Here is an 18,808-nt window from a genome sequence, read left to right on the forward strand (position 1 = left end):
TCAATTATTAGTTAACTCTCTTATTTATTATAGTTTCCATAAAATGAGTGTCAATATGAGTAAAATCTTGAAAAACATATTTAGCCTCGTGTAGGGTTGTTTCGTCTCCAATTCCTACACTTAACATTTTGGCACTATTTGCCGCTTGGATTCCTGCTATAGAATCTTCAAAAACCACTGCATATTCAGGAGCGGTATCAAGTAACTGAGCCGCTCTAAGAAAAACTTCAGGATCGGGTTTGGCATTACTTACATCATTACCATCCACAATGGCATCAAAATAAGGTAAAATCCCTGTTTTTTCTAATATTGGTCGGGCATTTTTACTGGCTGACCCCAAAGCAATAGGTTGTCCTTTTTCCTTTAAATATTTTAAAACAGGAAAAACGCCTGGTAAAATTTCGCTTTCATCCATATCTACCAAATAGGATAAATATTCCTCATTCTTTTGAACCAACCATTTGTTTTTATCTTCTTGAGAGGCCTCAACAGCCCCCAAATCAAGAATAATATCTAACGAACGAACTCTACTTACCCCTTTTAGTAATTCATTATGTTCTAAGGTAAAATTAATCCCTAATTGATCTGCTAATTTTTTCCAAGCTAAGTAATGGTATTTGGCTGTATCTACAATCACTCCGTCTAAGTCGAATATAAATGCTTTTTTGGCTGTCATTTTTGATGGTACTACTAGTTTTAGATAATGTGGTAGTTGTAAATATAAAAATTTATTTCACAAATTAGTTTTCAAACAAAAAATTTAAAATTAAAATAAAGAGTTTGACAAATAATGCTTTTGGTAAATACAGAATTCATAATTTAAGCATTATAAATCCATAATTTTTTCTGTTCTGGCTTTTGCATGTTGCCCATTAAGTAAAGCGCATTACGCTATTTATTGCTAGTAATATCACTAAAAGTGGGTATTGTAAACCATTTCCTAAAGCAATATGTTTGCCTTCAACTAACCACCAAAAAAATCTATTAATGAAAAAATTAAATGTATTATTTCTACTTTGTCTTCTTTTAACACTTTTCATCTCTTGTTCTTCAGATGACAATAAAGATCCTGACGTCATTTTTAATTCAATAACTGCCAACAAAAGCGATGTTTACCTAGAAGAATCTATCATAATCACCTTAGATGGTACTGGTTTTACGGAATCGAATCTCACGAGTTCTAATACCAAAATGAAGATTACTAAAATTTCTAATACTACTTACGAAGTTTCGAGCATTGATGCTACTAGCGGTAGAGTTTATGCTGAATTAAGAAACAACACCTATTCCAAAACTAAAAACATTCCTATCAATTTTTACAAACATGGAGTGATTGATTTCAAAATGGTTGAAGGAATCGCAATTAATGTAGATTCATCAGATAAACTCTTAAAACTTTTAGGTGAAGCCGAAGTCAAAACTGACATTACAGGTGCTACTACACCAACTGAATTATGGGAATATCCCTCTAAGGGTGTTAATTTTGTAGTTATTAAAAGCTCAAAAATCATTACTTCGGCTAAAGTAAACAGTTCCAATTTTTATATTAATATGCCCAACAATAGCCGAGTGTTTTACACTAAATATCCTTATGAAATAGGTAATGGTTGGAAAATTGATGATGCTAACAGCACCATGACGCAGGTTGTTAACAAATTAGGAAATTCAAATTCAAAAAACACCTATACTACTACAACATTAAAAAGTTATTTTTATCTCCTTAATAATTTTGGTTTGTACTTTTATTTTTATGCTGATACTGAAGATGATTATAACAACAAAACAATTCGTTCATTAGTAGTCAACTAAAAAAATAACCCTACAAAAAAGTCTCCAAAATCGTATTCCTTTTTTGGAGACTTTTTTAAAAACGAAACCCTTCTTACATTTTAAATTCCCTTTTAATACACCACCAATTCATACTTTTTTTTGTCCGTTTTTAGTATTTCATCATAGTATTTTTGATATTGGGGTTTAGGCAACATTTGATCTACTCGGTACAATTGCCAAGAAAGTTTTTGCTGTACCCCTTCCCAATCTTTAATTTGTTTGTATGGAAAATCAGCTGCTGGTTTGCCGTAAAATGGAATTAAAAAATCAAAAGCTTTTAATATGCTCCTTCCATCTGAGGATTGAGCCGCTAACAAATCTATCTTCAAAACTTGTCCAATTTTACACATATCGAGAAAATGCGTCAAATTAAAAACCGAATAGCCAAAAGCGGTCGTTCTCTCCAATTCTAAAGGTTGAGCGCCATTCGGTTCAATTTGTTTATACAATCTTTTCTCTGGAAATTCAGTTACTAAGCGTCTAGCCAAATCCTGATTCCCAATAAACATTGCGTAACGTGCCAATTGAACATCAAAGGCCGTTCCGTGGTTGTTTTTGCCTTCTTGTTCTTCCTTTGCAACAGGAGATGTTTGCAACCAATTCACATAAGCCTCAAACCATTCTTTTATAGCCAATTGGTCATTAGTAGTAAATAATTTCGATTTTTTAAGCAATTCAACTCCATCTAGCATTTCTACAAAAGAATAAGTATCTAAAACCCCTTCACCTCTTCCTAAACCATTTCGGAATCCTGGTACAGTTTGCCCAAAATTCATATTGGGATTCATCTTAGTTTCTTTATTGATGAACCAAATTCGCAAATTCTCAACTGCTTTTTGTGCAAATTTTTCATCAGAAGTAATGGAATAAGCTAGGGCTAATGTCTCGACTCCTCTAGCAAAATCACCTAAAGGATAACGATCTAGTTTTTCGATTTCAGGATTTGAAACACCGTCTTTACGAATATAAGGCAAGCCATCCGATTTTGTAGGGTCTGGCCACCAATACCTTCCCATACTCATATAATCGTGTTTGTCACCACTAGGAGGTATCATTTCCTTATCTGTAACGGCACGAATGGTTTTGGTTAATTCTTTTGTTGCATCTTTTAAGATAAGTGCTACAGAAATTGGATTAGTAGTTTTTGCTTGTTCTAAACTATTACCATTCCAAACACAAACTTGGGCAACAAGTGAATTAATATAAATCAATAAAAAAATTAATACTGCTTTTTTCATGGAGGTTTTTGATTAATTAAATAATGTTTTAAAAACTGGTAAACCAATTTTAATTACCAAAAGTAACGGTTCTTTCGTTATAAAAAAAATAAACATCAAAAATTAAGCAGCTCGTAAAACACACCTTATTAAATCAAAAAAATACTTTTCAATTCTATTATAACTGCTTGAAAAAAAATAATTTCAAAAAAAAAAAAAATAGGCTGTCTTTATCGGACAGCCTATTCTCATTTTATAGCGTTTGAATTTATTTACTCAAATACATTTTTCTTCTTGAGTACAATTCGTAGAAAGCATCATCTTTTAAGTCATCAATAAACAAGATACTTTCACCAGTTGATTTCATTTCAGGTCCTAATGCTTTGTTTACATTCGGGAATTTACTGAAAGAGAATACTGGTTGTTTGATTGCATATCCATTTAATTGAGGGTTGAAATCAAAATCAGTTACTTTATTATGTCCTAGCATTACTTTAGTAGCATAGTTTACATAAGGCTCACCATACGCTTTAGCAATAAATGGTACAGTACGAGAAGCTCTTGGATTGGCTTCGATGATATATACTGTATCGTCTTTGATTGCAAACTGAATGTTGATTAAACCAACTGTTTTCAATGCTTTAGCAATTTTGAATGTATGGTCTTTTATTTGTTGCATTACAAATTCTCCTAAGTTGAAAGGAGGCAAAGTTGCATTACTATCACCAGAGTGTACTCCACAAGGTTCGATATGCTCCATTATCCCGATGATGTACACATTTTCACCATCACAAATTGCATCTGCTTCTGCTTCAATAGCACCATCAAGATAGTGGTCTAATAGTAATTTATTACCCGGAATAGATTTTAACAAATCAATTACATGCTCTTCAAGTTCTTGCTTGTTAATTACAATCTTCATTCCTTGTCCACCTAATACATACGAAGGACGTACTAATAATGGAAAGTCTAATGAATCTGCTAATATTGAAGCTTCTTCAGCGCTTTCTGCGATTCCAAATTTTGGGAAAGGAATTTTTAACTCAGTCAATAAGTCTGAGAAACGTCCTCTATCTTCCGCTAAGTCCAATGCATCAAAGCTGGTTCCGATGATTTTCACACCATATTTAGACAGTTTTTCAGCCAATTTAAGTGCTGTTTGTCCTCCTAATTGCACGATTACACCTTCTGGTTTTTCGTGTTGGATAATGTCGTAAATATGTTCCCAGAAAACTGGTTCGAAGTATAATTTATCTGCCGTATCAAAGTCGGTTGATACCGTTTCAGGGTTACAGTTGATCATGATGGTTTCATATCCACACTCTTTAGCAGCCAAAACTCCGTGCACACAAGAGTAATCAAACTCAATTCCTTGACCAATACGGTTAGGTCCTGAACCCAATACAATGATTTTCTTTCTATCAGTTACAACACTTTCGTTATCTACATAACGTTCTCCGTTGGCGTTTTCAATTTCGGCTTCAAAAGTAGAATAGTAGTAAGGTGTTTTTGCTTTAAACTCAGCCGCACAAGTATCTACCAATTTAAACACACGATTGATGTTCATCTTCATACGTAAAGTATGCACTTCACTTTCCAAACAACTCATCATGTGAGCGATTTGTCTGTCGGCAAAACCTTTTTGTTTCGCTTCTAACAACAACTCCTTTGGTAAAGTATCAACAGTATATTTGGCAATTTCTTTTTCTAAAATAAACAACTGTTCGTATTGTTTCAAGAACCACATGTCAATTTTTGTGATTTCATAAATACGACTCAATGGAATACCCATAGCAATGGCATCGTATATCACAAATACGCGATCCCAACTTGCATAAGTTAGTTTTTCGATTATTTGCTCATAGTTAGTGTATCCTTTTCCATCAGCACCTAAACCGTTACGTTTGATTTCTAAGGATTGAGTTGCTTTATGTAAAGCTTCTTGGAACGAACGTCCAATACCCATTACCTCACCTACTGATTTCATTTGAAGTCCTAAAGTTCTATCAGAACCTTCAAATTTGTCAAAGTTCCAACGTGGGATTTTTACGATTACATAATCAAGCGTAGGCTCGAATAAAGCCGAAGTCGATTTTGTAATTTGGTTTTGCAATTCATCTAAGTTATATCCTAAAGCTAATTTAGATGCAATTTTAGCAATTGGATATCCAGTAGCTTTAGAAGCCAATGCAGAAGAACGAGATACACGAGGATTGATTTCAATTGCTACGATATCTTCTTTTTCGTCTGGTGATACTGCGAATTGCACGTTACAACCTCCAGCAAAATTTCCAATACTACGCATCATCAAGATAGCATAATCACGTAATTTTTGGAACGTTGTATCTGACAATGTCATTGCTGGCGCAACGGTAATCGAATCTCCAGTATGAATTCCCATAGGGTCCATATTTTCGATAGAACAGATAATTACCACATTGTCATTCTTATCTCTTAAAAGTTCTAACTCATATTCTTTCCATCCCATCAAAGCCTTGTCAATCAATACTTCGTGGATAGGAGATGCTTCTAGACCTTGTGTCAATAATCTGTCAAAATCTTCTGGTTTGTACACGATAGAAGCTCCTGTTCCTCCTAGGGTAAAAGAAGGACGAATTACTAATGGAAAACCAAATTCTTGAGCAATTTCTTTTCCTCTTAAATAAGATGTACAAATTTCAGCAGGTGCTGTAGGTACGTTGATTTTTTTTAGAAGTGCTTTAAACTGGTCTCTGTCTTCAGTAATGTTAATGGCATTTACATCAACCCCAATCATTCTTACTCCAAAATCATTCCAGATTCCTTTTTCATCAGCCTCCAAACACAAGTTCAGTGCTGTTTGTCCTCCCATGGTAGGCAATACAGCATCGATTTGAGGATGCTCTTTAAGAATTTCAATAATAGATTTTGTTGTCAAAGGTTTCAAATAAATATGGTCCGCCATAGAAGGGTCGGTCATAATTGTCGCAGGATTCGAGTTAATCAAAATAACTTCTATCCCTTCTTCACGAATAGATCGTGCAGATTGCGATCCTGCATAATCAAATTCACAAGCTTGACCAATAACGATTGGACCTGAACCTATTATTAAAACTGATTTAATTGATGTGTCTTTCGGCATTTTTATATAATTAAGGTGTAATTCTACAAGTGATTTTTTAAGCTAATTCCTTAAAGATAAACAAGTTCTTTAAGTATAATCCGACTAGGTATAAAAAAAGGCGATACTAAAAAAAGTAACGCCTTATTTATGTTTATTAAAACATTATTTTTTGTGTCTTGGGTCACAAGAAACAGTCAATTTATGTCTTCCTTTAGCTCTTCTACGTGCAAGAACTTTTCTTCCATTCGCAGAAGCCATTCTGTCCATAAATCCGTGCTTATTTCTTCTTTTTCTTTTCGATGGTTGAAACGTTCTTTTACTCATTGCTTTGTATCTTTAAAAATCTTATTTATTTATCTTAACTCTATGTTCTTTCGAAACCGAGTGCAAATATACAAAGACTTTTTTTTTTAGCAAGTAGTTTTAGAAAAATATTTCAATAATGTTAAAACCCGCTGCTACTCACTCTTTTAATCATTCAATTAGACTTGGCTCCTAAGCTAAACTCCAGCCCAAGAAACACACAAATCACTCAAAATCAACCTATTTCCAGATTTGACTTTTTGTATTGTGACTATGCTATTCATTTTACTATCTTTGCGAACTTAAAAACAAACAAAATTTATGTTTCACAAAAATATCAAACTAATCCTTGCTGGTGCCATCTTAATCACTAGCGTTTGGCAATTTACAGAAAATAATATTGGTAACGGAATATTCCTAATCTTATTAAGTTTAATCCCAATTTTCCTTTATTTTAAAAATGAATTCATTTTACTTGCCTTTTTAAAACTTAGAAAACAAGACTTTGCTGGTGCTACAAAATGGCTTTCCTACATAAAAAACCCTGAAGGGGCTTTGGTAAAAAAGCAACAAGGTTATTTTAATTACTTACACGGTATCATGCTTTCTCAAACTAATTTAGTTCAAGCCGAGAAACATTTTAAAAAAGCCATTGAATTAGGCCTTTCGATGGATATGGATTTAGCGGTAGCCAAATTAAATCTAGCAGGTGTTGCTATGTCAAGACGAAGAAAATTGGAAGCAACTAACCTCATCAATGAAGTAAAAAAGCTAGACAAACAAGGCATGCTAAAAGAACAAATTGCGATGATGAAAGAACAAATGAAAAAAATATAATCCGTTTTTTTGTCTAGTCCTGAAAAAGTGATACAGGATTAATAAAAAAATAAAAGTACAATTTCTAAACAGTAATAAGCTCCGGTTTATTACTGTTTTTTGTTTTATAAGTTCTCATTTTAATTTGATTTTGTTCATGCATTTTTTTAGGCGTAAGCATATAATTGGAATAATGAGGGCGTTGAGTGTTATAAATATTAATCGATTCTTTGACAATTTGTTTCATAAGGCTTAAATCCAGATTGTATTTATCAATCATAAATTCTTGTTTTAATATACCGTTTATTCTTTCAGCCACTGCATTTTCATATGGATCAGAGTTTTGCGTCATACTAGGAAGTATTCCGTTTTTATTCAAAATACTTTGATAGTCATTTGCACAGTACTGCAAACCTCTATCAGAGTGATGTATTAATGGTATTGACTTGTTTTTCCTTTGATTAACAGCCATTTTAAGTGCAACGACACTACTTTGCACATTCATATTATCAGAAACATTATATCCCATAACTTTTTTAGAATAAGCATCTGTAACAATACTTAAATAGCATGGTTTTTCTCTTTTTCCAATATAAGTTATATCGGATACCCAGACTTGCTCTGGTCTGTTAATCTCTAATTCGAGGATATGGTTTTGGTGTTTTCTAAATCGATGATGAGAATTAGTTGTTATGTGATAAGACCGTTTTGGTTGAATCAATAAATGATTAGCTCTGAGAATGTCGAATAACTTATCCCTTCCAATCTTCATCAATTGAAGTTCTTTCAATAAAATATGATAGGTCTTTTTAGTTCCAAGCCTAGGCATTGATTTTCTGACTTCAAGAACCATGGAAATTACCTCGGTAGCTTTAGCTTGCTTTTTAGTTTTTCTTTTAATTTTCCGATAATAAACCTGTCTGTCTACCCCGAACAAATAACAGGCAAACATTAATGTTTGTTGTTCTTTTTGTCTAAAATGGTCGATTGTTCGGGTGAGGAGTTTTTTCGTATATCGATTTGATATTCTTTTTCAGCAATATCTATCATCATGTCGAAAATGATAGCCTTCTTATCGGAAACAAAAGCTTGTTGTTCCAAAAATGATTTCTGCTTCTCTAGAAGTTTTACTTTGGCTTCAAGCTCCAATATCTTTTGTTCTGGTGACTTTGGCATAGTTGAAGGGGTTTGGTTTTCCCAATCAAAGTTACCAAATTTTCTTAACCAATTTAGAACAGTTGCGTGACTTTGAATACCGTACTGTTTTCTGGCTTGAGTAACGGTTGTAAATCCTTTTTCGATTTCACTAACAATTTGAAGTTTTAACGACAAACTATAATCTCGTTGACTTCGTTTTACATAATTTGATTTTCCTTCCATAACGATTGTTTTTGTGTATCGTTATTTCAGGACGGGACATTTTTTAAATAAAAGAAGCCGTCTTAATTTCCATATTAAGACGGCTTCTTTTATTTTTATACTTGAAAGAGATTAATCTACGACCACTTTGTATGTTGGGTCTTCCATAATATTCACATCAATAATTTCGTTAGCATTATGCAATAACTGCAAGCAATCAGCGCTAAGGTGACGCAAATGCACTTTTTTCCCCACTCTTGCGTAACGCTCTGTTAACTTATTAAGTGTATCAATTGCACTCATATCGGTAATTTTACTATCTCTAAAATCAATGATAACCTCTTTTGGATCATTAACTATATCAAATTTTTCTAAAAATGCCGTAGTTGAAGCAAAGAAAAGCGGCCCATAAATCTCGTAATGCTTTACCCCATTTTCATCAATAAACTTTCTAGCTCGAATGCGCTTTGCACTTTCCCAAGCAAAAACCAAAGCCGAAATAATCACCCCTATTAAAACCGCTAAAGCTAAATTATGAAGCAAAATCGTAATGACAGCCACCAGTACCCCCACAAAAATATCTTGCTTTGGCATTTTATTAATAATTCGGAAACTTATCCACTCAAAAGTTCCAATTGCTACCATAATCATTACCCCCACCAAAGCCGCCATAGGCAATTGCTCAATCACTGGCGCACCTACTAATACTATCAACAAAATGGTCAATGCAGCCACAATCCCAGATAATCTTGCTCTAGAACCAGCAGATAAATTCACTAATGTTTGGGCAATCATAGGACACCCACCCATTCCAAAGAAAAATCCGTTTAATAAATTTGCCCCCCCTTGAGCAACACATTCGCGGTTTCCACTTCCTTTTGTTCCTGTAATTTCATCAACTAGATTCAACGTCAACAACCCTTCCGTTAATCCCACCGACCCCATAATTAAAGCATAGGGAAAAATGAGTTGCAAGGTTTCTAAACTCCAATCAATTTGAGGAACGTGAAATGGAGGTAATCCCCCACTAACGGATGCAATATCAGCCACTGTTTTTGTTTCTATTCCCAATCCTAGTACCAATCCAAAAACAACCAAAATAGCCACTAATGAAGCTGGAATAGCTTTAGTAAATCTTGGCAAAAGCACAACTATCCCTATAGTCAATGCTACTAATCCCGCCATGATATACATGGGCGTTCCTGACAACCAAACCGTTTCACCATTGACAACCGTTTTAAACTGCTCTAGCTGTGACATAAAAATAATTATCGCCAATCCGTTTACAAAACCATACATTACTGGCTGTGGCACTAATCGAATAAATTTCCCCAATTTAAATACACCTACCAAAATTTGTAGTATTCCTGCCAAAGCAACAGCCGCAAATACATATTCTAACCCATGTGATTTCATCAAAGCAATCAAAACAATCACCGTTGCTCCTGCTCCACCTGAAATTAACCCAGGACGTCCTCCAAAAATAGCTGTTACCAATCCCATAATAAAAGCGGCATACAATCCCACTAATGGAGGAAAACCAGCTAAAATAGCAAATGATAAAGATTCTGGAATCATGGTCATTGCCACGGTCAGTCCAGCTAAAATTTCAGTTTTGTAATTCACTTTTTGAGTGAAATCAAATAAATTAAAATATTGTTTCATGGATAATTTTTTAATTGAAAATTTATTTCAATCCTAATTTATAAAAGAAGCGCAAAGGTACTTTTTTTTAATTGGGATAAAAATTAAATCTAAATCAGACTAAGGAACAACCTCCGTGATTTACTTTTTTTTTCGTAAATTTGAGAGACACCTGATTCAAATTCTAAACACAAAAAAGAATAGCTATGCCATTTATAGATTATTACAAAATATTAGAAGTTGATAAAAATGCCACTGAAGCTGAAATTAAAAAAGCCTATCGAAAATTAGCTCGAAAATACCATCCTGATCTTAATCCAAACGACAAAGAAGCAGAAAGAAAATTCAAAGAAATCAACGAGGCCAATGAAGTTTTAGGAAACCCAAATAACCGAAAGAAATACGACCAATATGGGGAAAACTGGCAACATTCTGAAGAATTTGAAAAGTACCAACAACAACAAAAACAACAGCAGACACATCAAGCTGGCAGCTACGGAGATTTTCAATCGGGCAATCAAGATTTTTCAGATTTTTTTGAATCCGTTTTTGGCAATCAATTTTCGAGTCGACAACAAGGTCGACAAGCAGCTTTTAAAGGACAAGATTTTAATGCCGAATTGCAATTGAACCTACATGATGTTTACAAAACACACAAAAGAACTCTTACTGTAAATGGGAAAAACATCCGCCTGACTATCCCAGCGGGGGTCGAAGATGGACAAGTTATAAAAATTTCAGGTCATGGCGGCGATGGATACAAAGGCGGTCCTAAAGGTGATTTATACATCACATTTCAAATCACAAACAACACCACTTTCAAACGAGACAAAGAAAATTTATTACACACCATTGATTTAGACTTATATACCGCAGTTTTGGGAGGCGAAATTACTATTCCCACATTTGATGGTAAAGCCAAAATTAAAGTAACACCAGGTACTCAAAACGGAACACAAATCAAATTAAAAGGAAAAGGATTTCCTAAATATAAAAAAGAAGGTGCATTTGGAGATTTAATCATAACGTACCATATCATTATTCCTAAAAACCTAACCCAAAAACAAATTGAATTATTCACAGCGCTATCAAAAACCTAAACATCATGAGTACTGAAAACTTCATTCCGCTTAATACTTTATGTACACATTACAAAGTAACTTTGTCCTTTTTCTACAATTTGAATGAAAATGGTTTGATTGATATCGAAGAAATCGAACACACTCAATACATTCATCAAGATTCATTACACGAAATTGAAAAAATCATCCGAATGCATCAGGATTTAGAGGTAAACATTGAAGGAATTGATGTCGTATTAAATTTACTTCAAAAAATCGATGCTTTAAAAACCGAATTACAAGCCGTACGCAACCGTCTCAGACTGTACGAAAACTAAAATACGGTAGCAAATCGTAATTACACCTGTAAAGAGTATTTATTCTTCTTTCTTGACAACCTTTCTAGCGACTTCAATTTTATATTTTTTCCCTTTCATCTTCTCGTCTTTGATATTGTACAATAAGTCTTTCACCTTTCCATATTTAACCGCTGCAAATGAAATAAAATCTTTAACTTCAATCAACCCCAAATCATTTTTTTCCAGTTTCCCTTTTTGAGAAAAGAAACCTACAATATCAATTTTGTTTAATTTATTTTTCTTTCCTCCACTAATATAAATAGTTTGAAACTGTGGTGGTTTAGGAACACTTTTAGCCTCTGAAAGCTCTAGTACAGGAATTGTATAATCGAGATAGTCCAGTTTTTTTTCATTTTCATGAACAATAATGTAAGCCGTACCACTAGCCAACATACGTGCCGTACGTCCGTTACGATGAATGAACTCATCTTCTTTTAATGGCAAATGGTAATGAATGACATGATTCATTTCCGGTATATCCAAACCACGCGCTGCCAAATCGGTTGTAATCAAATAACTCATGCTGCCATTGCGAAACTGAATCAAAGCACGCTCACGCTCGTCCTGATCCATACCTCCATGGTAATACGTAGCGTATATTCCTTTTGCATTCAAGGTATCACTAATACGCTCGGCTGCATCACGATGATTACAAAAAACAATTGCTGCTTCTGATTTTAAAGAACAAATTAATTGATACAAAGTACCAACCTTATCCCTTTCTTTCGAAACCACCATTCGCAGCTGTAAATTATCTTGAGTTTCCTCATTACTAGGGATAAAATCTAAAATCGTGGGATTAACTACCCTTGTGTATTTTGGAATTTCAATATCTGAAGTAGCTGAAACCAATACCCTTTTATTTAACTTACTTAACTTCCCAATAATATAGGCCATTTGCTCATGAAATCCTAATTGTAAAGACTTGTCGAACTCATCCAAAATCAATGTCTGAATTTTATCTAGTCTAAAAGTCCCTCTTTCAATATGATCAGCAATTCTACCTGGAGTTCCTATCAAAACGGCAGGTGGATTACTTAAATTTTTAATTTCGGTATCAATAGCATGACCTCCATAACAGATATTGACTTTGTAATCTGTACCCATTTTTTTCCATACTTGTTCAATTTGCAGTCCTAATTCACGAGACGGAACAAGAATCAAACATTGTACTGAGAGTATTTCAGGTTGTAACAATTCCAACAAAGGCAATAAAAAAGCGATTGTTTTTCCTGAACCTGTTGGGGACAATAACAAGGTATTACTATCATTTAAAATGACTTCTTGTGCCATTTCTTGCATAGGATTCAGTTGAGAAATACCTAATTTTTTTAAGATATTTTGAGGAAGATGTTTTGGATTCATTTTTCTAATTTGGGCAAAGGTAGCTAAAATTATTAGCAGTTAAAGATGTTTAAAACAAACAAGCCCTTGCTCCTTAGTTCATGAAACAAGACAGAAAGCCGTTATTCATAATGTTAAATCACTTCATATCCTTTAGAAAAGTGTAAATTTGAATATATTTGAAGGTTAAAAAAATAATGCTTTTTAATTGAGTCAAAAACAACTGCTCATCAAACGTTCATTCTTGACATAGACAACCTACTGTACCAATACTGTTTTAAAATCCATATTAATTCCTTTTCAAAATCATATTAGCTTCGTGAAATCAAAATATTTTTATCTCATTTTTTTAATCCTCCAAATTCTTTTTTTAAAACTATTGTCGTTTTATCCTGAGTGGGTCGAAAAATATTATTCCAATTCCTTTTATGTCATTAGCTCAAAAATCCTCCGAACAAATTTAGGAAACCTCTCCATTTCTTTAGGCGATTGCCTTTATGGAGGAATACTCTTTTTTATTTTCGGATGGTTTTGGCAACAAAGAAAAACATGGAAAACCCACAAGAAACAAAATCTATTAGCTATAGTACGCTTCTTATCTATTTTCTATTTTGTTTTTCATGTATTATGGGGATTCAATTATTACAGAGAACCTTTATTCGAAAAAATGCAACTCCAGCGAGATTATACAAACTCAGAATTATTACTTTTTACTCAAAAACTCATTACAAAAACCAATGCAATTCAGCACCAAATCACCCATAACGACAGCATAAAAGTGTCCTTTCCATATTCACAAGAGCGTGTTTTCCAAATGAGTTTAGAGGGATACAAACAACTAGCTAAAACGCATCCTTTTTTTACTTATAACCACCTCAGCATCAAAAAATCGTTAATCAGCTTGCCTTTGACCTATATGGGATTTAGCGGATACCTAAATCCGTTTACCAATGAAGCACAAGTCAATGACCTTATCCCCATGTATCAATTTCCCATTGTTACAGTACACGAAATGGCACATCAAATTGGGTACGCCAGTGAAAGCGAATGTAATTTCATAGGAGTATTAGCTGCTACGCAACATCCCAACCTTTATTTTCAATATTCAGGTTACAGTTTTGCATTGCGTTATTGTCTTGGAAACTGGCAAATGCGAGATAAAAAAACATTGGAATCGTTATTGAAAACTATTCATCCAGGAGTGTTACAGAATTATCAAGAGAGCGAGAATTTTTGGAAAAAGTACGAAAGTCCTATTGAAACTGCTTTTCATGTTTTTTATGATCAATTTTTAAAAGCAAACCAACAAACCGAAGGAATGAACAGCTATAGTAAGTTCTTAAATTTGTTACTCGATTATGAAAATAAAACCCATTTATTGCGTTTGTAAAACCATCCACCAACTACTGTAAAAACTTTTAATAAAAAACTACAAAGTACTAAAAATCAATATATTAAATCCATTAAAATATCTTTCAAATTGAACCAATTCCTTTTTTCAACAAAAACATGTTTAGGTTTTTAATTTCTTTTTCCTTGCAGCAGGAAACAATACATTATTCAAAATCAATCGATATCCAGGAGATTGAGGATGCAAATCCAAAACGGTAGGCGCATCTCCTACCTGATGCTGATAATCTTCAGGGTCATGACCTCCAAAGAAGGTGAACATTCCTTTACCTTTTTCCCCATGAATGTAACGGGCTTCACCATTCCATTCACAGGTTCCCATCACCAATACGTTTGATTTAATTAAACTCGAATCAAAAGAAGTAGTTTGTCCCATAAAACCTTTTACTAATTGAGTATGATTTTGACACAACATACTTGGAATAGGATCCCATTTGGCAGAAAATTCCATTAGCGTAAAATAATCTTTATCCATAGGAATTCTTCGTTTTTCAGTCATATCAATATCTGAAAACTCATATCGTTCAGGTCTTCTCTCTAATGTAAAATCCTTAAATGCAAATGAATTCAAATAATTTAATTTAGATTGGTAATTAGCTTCTGAAGGATCTCCATCAAACATGGGCTCACAGATATCCAAGCCATCAGCTGCCAAAGCAATATCAAAACTATCCGTTGCAGAACACATCGCAAACATAAATCCACCCCCAATTACAAAATCTCTAATTTTTTTTGCTACAGCTCCTTTTTCCTGGGAAACCTTTGCATAACCCAGTTGGCTCGCTAATGTTTCTGCCGATTTTTTTTGTTCAATATACCAAGGTGTACTCTTATAAGCGCCATAAAATTTACCATATTGCCCAGTAAAATCTTCATGATGCAAGTGCAACCAATCGTACAAAAGTAGTTGGTCACTCAACACTTCTTCGTCATAAATAGGAGTAAAAGGAATTTCAGCATAGGTTAAAACCAGCGTTACCGCATCATCCCAAGGTTGTTTCCCTTTAGGAGTATAAACAGCAATTTTAGGCGCTTTTTCGAGCACCACCGTTTCCATATTTTGAGAAGGGCTGGCAATTTCGTTTAAAATACTATTGGTTTCAGCATCCGATAACACCTCAAAACTCACGCCTCGAATTTGACATTCTTTGCGAATTTCAGGAGCGTCAGGAAGTAAAAAAGAACCGCCACGGTAATTGAGTAACCAACTGGCTTTGTATTTTTTGTCCAAAGACCAAAAAGTAATTCCATAGGCTTTGAGGTGATTTTTTTGCGTATTTTCATCCATTGGCAACAAAATAAAAGCTGCTTTTAGCGAAAATGTAATCAATAGAAATCCTAAAAGGAATAGTTTTTTAAAAACCATTGTAAACTTTTTTACTCAAAGATAACAGTTTTTTCTATTGTAATAAATTTTAGGAATGAAGTATCCTTCTCAAGGAGACATACTTTTTACCGCAGATTCACAGATTTTTTTGAAAAATTGAATTTAACACCCCACTTTAAACAGAATAGGGGCAACTAAACATTCCAATTAGTTGAATTTATATTCAAAAAATTGCGAATTTGCGGTTATTTTTGGTTCCAACACAAATCTATAGTGTCTTTATATATGCTAACGAAGGGGTAAATTAAAAAGGCATATCACTATCATCATCGTCATCATTAAAAGTACTACCAAAAGCCTCATTAGCCGAAGGAAGATTTTTAGTAATAAACGGATTATCATCTTGATTCATGGATGAAGGCAAATCGTCATAGTTACCACTGAAATCATCTAAATTATCAAATTTACCTAAGTGACCTAAGAATTTCAAACGAACGTTTTCGATACCACCATTACGATGTTTGGCAATCATAATCTCCGCTTGTCCTGCTGTTGGCGAAGCCTCATCATCATCCCATTCCTCAATTTTATAATATTCAGGACGATATAAAAATGATACGATATCCGCATCTTGCTCAATTGCTCCAGATTCACGAAGGTCAGAAAGCAAAGGACGTTTACTAGAGCCACGGGTTTCCACCGCACGCGATAACTGAGACAAGGCAATTACAGGGACGTTAAGTTCTTTTGCCAAGGCTTTTAAGTTTCGGGAAATGGTCGAAATCTCTTGTTCTCGATTTCCACCACCTTTAGCATTCCCACCTGCTGTCATCAACTGCAAATAATCGATAATAATAATTTTGATTCCGTGTTGGGATACCAAACGTCTGGCTTTTGCACGTAAATCAAAAATGGATAATGAAGGAGTATCATCAATAAAAAGCGGCGCTTTCTCGAGATTTTTCACCTTTGTACTCAACATCGTCCATTCATGAGGTTCCAATTTTCCTGTACGTAATTTTTCTGAAGACAACCCTGTTTCAGAGGAAATCAAACGAGTAATCAACTGAACGGATGCCATCTCTAATGAAAAAAGTGCTACTGGATGTCCATAATCTATGGCCATATTTCGAGCCATCGAAAGGACGAAAGCTGTTTTTCCCATCGCAGGTCTCGCAGCAATAATAATTAAATCAGAGGGTTGCCAACCTGAGGTTAATTTGTCTAAATTTGTAAAACCCGTTTCCACACCACTCAATCCTTCTTGCTTACTGATTTCTTCAATTTTCTTTTTGGCTTGAAGTACTAAGCTTTGTGCCGTTTCGGAACTACGTTTGATATTTCCTTGAGTAACTTCGTAAAGCTTGGATTCGGCTTTGTCCAACAATTCAAATACATCTGTCGTTTCGTCATAAGAATCCTCAATTATTTCTGAGGAAATCCGAATCAGACTACGCTGGATGTATTTTTGAAGGATAATTCGAGAGTGGAATTCAATATGTGCCGAAGACGAAATTTTTTGTGTTAATTGAATCAAATAAAAGTCACCTCCAGCTAAATCTAATTTGCCGTTTTTTTTCAATTGAGCCGAAACAGTCAACAAATCGATAGGTTGTGTTTCAGTAAACAACTGAACGATAGCTTCAAAAATATGTCGGTGTGCTTCTTTATAAAACGCATCAGGTTGTAAAATGTCAATTACATCATCTACTCCCTTTTTATCAATCATCATAGCACCCAATACTGCCTCCTCAAGCTCTATTACTTGCGGTGGTAACTTCCCTTTTTCCAGACTTATTATCGTCGATTTATCGACTTTAACGGGGTTTATATTTTTAAAATTTTCCATGACACGAAAGTAACTTAAATTACAAAATTAATCGAATTTAGTTATTACAAATTAATGTTTACAACTTCTCATTTTTTGTTTATAACCAAAAAAAAAATCCGAAACGTAAGGCTTCGGATTGATTTTACAAAAGTAAGTTTTTACTCTTTAAACTCACCCATTTTACTGTATTTATCCATTCTTTGAGCGATTAACTCTTCTGTTGATAAATCTTTTAATTCATTATATCCTTTTAAAATATATTCTTCTACTGTTTTAAAAGTGGTTTCTCTATCGTAATGAGCTCCTCCTAAAGGTTCTGGAATGATATCATCAACCAATTTTTGTTTTTTCATGTCAGCCGATGTCAATTTTAAAGCTTCTGCAGCTTTCTCTTTGTATTCCCAGCTTTTCCATAGGATAGAAGAACATGATTCTGGTGAAATTACTGAATACCATGTGTTTTCCAACATATAGACGCGATCTCCTACACCAATTCCTAAAGCACCTCCCGAAGCACCTTCACCTACAATAACTGTGATGATTGGCACCTTCAAACGAACCATTTCAAAAATATTTCTTGCAATTGCTTCTCCTTGTCCTCGTTCTTCAGCTTCTAAACCTGGATACGCTCCTGGAGTATCTATTAATGTCAAAACTGGGATTCCAAACTTTTCAGCCATTTTCATCAAACGCAATGCTTTTCTATACCCTTCAGGATTAGCCATTCCAAAGTTACGATACTGACGTGTTTTGGTGTTATATCCTTTTTGTTGTCCTACAATCATAAAAGATTGTCCTCCTATTTTTCCTAAACCACCAATCATTGCTTTGTCATCTTTAAAACTTCTGTCTCCATGAAGTTCTAAGAAAGTACTTCCACAAATTGCCTTGATGTGGTCCAAAGTATAAGGCCTGTTAGGATGTCTAGACAATTGTACTCTTTGCCAAGCGGTCAAATTCTTGTAGATTTCTTTTTTGGTATCCAAAAGCTTTTTGTTGATTTGCTTGCAAGTATTACTAACATCAACATCTGACTCTTTCCCAATAACTTGACACTTCTCTAACTGCTCTTCTAATTCTTTTATTGGAAGCTCAAAATCTAAATATTCCATAGGATTTGTGCGTTTTAATTTATTTTGGATTGCAAATATAAAATTTTATATGGTTTACACCTTCTTATTTTTTTATTTTAGTCTAATATAAC

The 18,808-nt window shown here is 34.0% G+C and carries 16 protein-coding genes; 5 read left to right on the plus strand and 11 right to left on the minus strand.

Annotated features, from left to right (window positions below):
• Positions 1-7: 7 nt before the first annotated feature.
• Complete coding sequence (gene pgmB / locus K5R64_RS10935) at positions 8-676, minus strand: beta-phosphoglucomutase (RefSeq protein ID WP_220763446.1); 669 nt, start codon at positions 674-676, stop codon at positions 8-10.
• A 311-nt stretch (positions 677-987) separates the two neighbouring features.
• On the opposite strand from pgmB, the gene K5R64_RS10940 reads away from it, so the two are divergent.
• Positions 988-1,809 (plus strand): hypothetical protein, encoded by an 822-nt coding sequence (locus tag K5R64_RS10940; RefSeq protein ID WP_220763448.1) that lies wholly within the window; start codon positions 988-990, stop codon positions 1,807-1,809.
• A 92-nt stretch (positions 1,810-1,901) separates the two neighbouring features.
• Here K5R64_RS10940 and K5R64_RS10945 read toward each other — a convergent pair whose 3' ends face one another.
• The 3 genes from K5R64_RS10945 to rpmH form a co-directional block, all read right to left on the minus strand.
• Positions 1,902-3,068, minus strand: a complete 1,167-nt coding sequence (locus K5R64_RS10945; protein WP_220763450.1) for an alginate lyase family protein — start codon at positions 3,066-3,068, stop codon at positions 1,902-1,904.
• A 247-nt stretch (positions 3,069-3,315) separates the two neighbouring features.
• Positions 3,316-6,168 carry a carbamoyl-phosphate synthase large subunit gene (gene carB / locus K5R64_RS10950; protein WP_220763452.1) on the minus strand — a complete coding sequence of 951 codons (2,853 nt, stop codon included), beginning with the start codon at positions 6,166-6,168 and terminating at the stop codon, positions 3,316-3,318.
• A 144-nt stretch (positions 6,169-6,312) separates the two neighbouring features.
• The gene (gene rpmH, locus K5R64_RS10955; RefSeq protein ID WP_026706823.1) at positions 6,313-6,474 is read right to left on the minus strand and encodes a 50S ribosomal protein L34; all 162 of its coding nucleotides are present in this window, start codon (positions 6,472-6,474) and stop codon (positions 6,313-6,315) included.
• Between the two features lie 300 nt (positions 6,475-6,774).
• Between rpmH and K5R64_RS10960 the strand changes: the two genes are divergently transcribed.
• Entirely contained in the window at positions 6,775-7,290 is a 516-nt protein-coding gene (locus K5R64_RS10960; RefSeq protein WP_220763454.1) for a DUF2892 domain-containing protein, read from the plus strand.
• 64 nt (positions 7,291-7,354) lie between these two features.
• Here K5R64_RS10960 and K5R64_RS10965 read toward each other — a convergent pair whose 3' ends face one another.
• The 3 genes from K5R64_RS10965 to K5R64_RS10975 form a co-directional block, all read right to left on the minus strand.
• The gene (locus tag K5R64_RS10965; protein WP_220763456.1) at positions 7,355-8,206 is read right to left on the minus strand and encodes an IS3 family transposase; all 852 of its coding nucleotides are present in this window, start codon (positions 8,204-8,206) and stop codon (positions 7,355-7,357) included.
• Between the two features lie 14 nt (positions 8,207-8,220).
• Complete coding sequence (locus tag K5R64_RS10970) at positions 8,221-8,649, minus strand: hypothetical protein (RefSeq protein WP_220763459.1); 429 nt, start codon at positions 8,647-8,649, stop codon at positions 8,221-8,223.
• Between the two features lie 111 nt (positions 8,650-8,760).
• Positions 8,761-10,293 carry a SulP family inorganic anion transporter gene (locus tag K5R64_RS10975; RefSeq protein WP_220763460.1) on the minus strand — a complete coding sequence of 511 codons (1,533 nt, stop codon included), beginning with the start codon at positions 10,291-10,293 and terminating at the stop codon, positions 8,761-8,763.
• 185 nt (positions 10,294-10,478) lie between these two features.
• On the opposite strand from K5R64_RS10975, the gene K5R64_RS10980 reads away from it, so the two are divergent.
• Both K5R64_RS10980 and K5R64_RS10985 read left to right on the plus strand, forming a co-directional pair.
• Positions 10,479-11,372: a DnaJ C-terminal domain-containing protein gene (locus K5R64_RS10980; RefSeq protein WP_220763462.1), complete on the plus strand. Its 894-nt coding sequence runs from the start codon at positions 10,479-10,481 to the stop codon at positions 11,370-11,372.
• A 5-nt stretch (positions 11,373-11,377) separates the two neighbouring features.
• Positions 11,378-11,671: a chaperone modulator CbpM gene (locus K5R64_RS10985; RefSeq protein WP_220763464.1), complete on the plus strand. Its 294-nt coding sequence runs from the start codon at positions 11,378-11,380 to the stop codon at positions 11,669-11,671.
• 39 nt (positions 11,672-11,710) lie between these two features.
• On the opposite strand, the gene K5R64_RS10990 is transcribed toward K5R64_RS10985, so the two are convergent.
• Positions 11,711-13,057, minus strand: a complete 1,347-nt coding sequence (locus tag K5R64_RS10990) for a DEAD/DEAH box helicase (protein WP_220763466.1) — start codon at positions 13,055-13,057, stop codon at positions 11,711-11,713.
• 298 nt (positions 13,058-13,355) lie between these two features.
• Here K5R64_RS10990 and K5R64_RS10995 point away from each other — a divergent pair, with 298 nt between their 5' ends.
• On the plus strand, positions 13,356-14,426 hold the full coding sequence (locus K5R64_RS10995; RefSeq protein ID WP_220763468.1) for a DUF3810 domain-containing protein: 1,071 nt from the start codon (positions 13,356-13,358) through the stop codon (positions 14,424-14,426).
• 123 nt (positions 14,427-14,549) lie between these two features.
• Here the strand turns inward: K5R64_RS10995 and K5R64_RS11000 are convergent, their stop codons facing one another.
• The 3 genes from K5R64_RS11000 to K5R64_RS11010 all read right to left on the minus strand — a co-directional run bounded on the left by K5R64_RS11000 (position 14,550) and on the right by K5R64_RS11010 (position 18,716).
• Positions 14,550-15,812 (minus strand): asparagine synthetase B, encoded by a 1,263-nt coding sequence (locus K5R64_RS11000; protein WP_220763470.1) that lies wholly within the window; start codon positions 15,810-15,812, stop codon positions 14,550-14,552.
• Positions 15,813-16,077: 265 nt separating this feature from the next.
• Positions 16,078-17,622 carry a replicative DNA helicase gene (gene dnaB / locus K5R64_RS11005; protein ID WP_220763472.1) on the minus strand — a complete coding sequence of 515 codons (1,545 nt, stop codon included), beginning with the start codon at positions 17,620-17,622 and terminating at the stop codon, positions 16,078-16,080.
• 140 nt (positions 17,623-17,762) lie between these two features.
• On the minus strand, positions 17,763-18,716 hold the full coding sequence (locus K5R64_RS11010; protein WP_220763473.1) for an acetyl-CoA carboxylase carboxyltransferase subunit alpha: 954 nt from the start codon (positions 18,714-18,716) through the stop codon (positions 17,763-17,765).
• Between the last annotated feature and the right edge of the window lie 92 nt (positions 18,717-18,808).

Source organism: Flavobacterium sp. UMI-01 (assembly GCF_019656315.1).
Taxonomy (GTDB): Bacteria; Bacteroidota; Bacteroidia; order Flavobacteriales; family Flavobacteriaceae; genus Flavobacterium.

Coding starts and splice junctions, on each gene's coding strand:
- pgmB (WP_220763446.1), bottom strand. CDS start 676: ATGACAGCCAAAAAAGCATTTATATTCGACTTAGACGGAGTGATTGTA.
- K5R64_RS10940 (WP_220763448.1), top strand. CDS start 988: ATGAAAAAATTAAATGTATTATTTCTACTTTGTCTTCTTTTAACACTT.
- K5R64_RS10945 (WP_220763450.1), bottom strand. CDS start 3,068: ATGAAAAAAGCAGTATTAATTTTTTTATTGATTTATATTAATTCACTT.
- carB (WP_220763452.1), bottom strand. CDS start 6,168: ATGCCGAAAGACACATCAATTAAATCAGTTTTAATAATAGGTTCAGGT.
- rpmH (WP_026706823.1), bottom strand. CDS start 6,474: ATGAGTAAAAGAACGTTTCAACCATCGAAAAGAAAAAGAAGAAATAAG.
- K5R64_RS10960 (WP_220763454.1), top strand. CDS start 6,775: ATGTTTCACAAAAATATCAAACTAATCCTTGCTGGTGCCATCTTAATC.
- K5R64_RS10970 (WP_220763459.1), bottom strand. CDS start 8,649: ATGGAAGGAAAATCAAATTATGTAAAACGAAGTCAACGAGATTATAGT.
- K5R64_RS10975 (WP_220763460.1), bottom strand. CDS start 10,293: ATGAAACAATATTTTAATTTATTTGATTTCACTCAAAAAGTGAATTAC.
- K5R64_RS10980 (WP_220763462.1), top strand. CDS start 10,479: ATGCCATTTATAGATTATTACAAAATATTAGAAGTTGATAAAAATGCC.
- K5R64_RS10985 (WP_220763464.1), top strand. CDS start 11,378: ATGAGTACTGAAAACTTCATTCCGCTTAATACTTTATGTACACATTAC.
- K5R64_RS10990 (WP_220763466.1), bottom strand. CDS start 13,057: ATGAATCCAAAACATCTTCCTCAAAATATCTTAAAAAAATTAGGTATT.
- K5R64_RS11000 (WP_220763470.1), bottom strand. CDS start 15,812: ATGGTTTTTAAAAAACTATTCCTTTTAGGATTTCTATTGATTACATTT.
- dnaB (WP_220763472.1), bottom strand. CDS start 17,622: ATGGAAAATTTTAAAAATATAAACCCCGTTAAAGTCGATAAATCGACG.
- K5R64_RS11010 (WP_220763473.1), bottom strand. CDS start 18,716: ATGGAATATTTAGATTTTGAGCTTCCAATAAAAGAATTAGAAGAGCAG.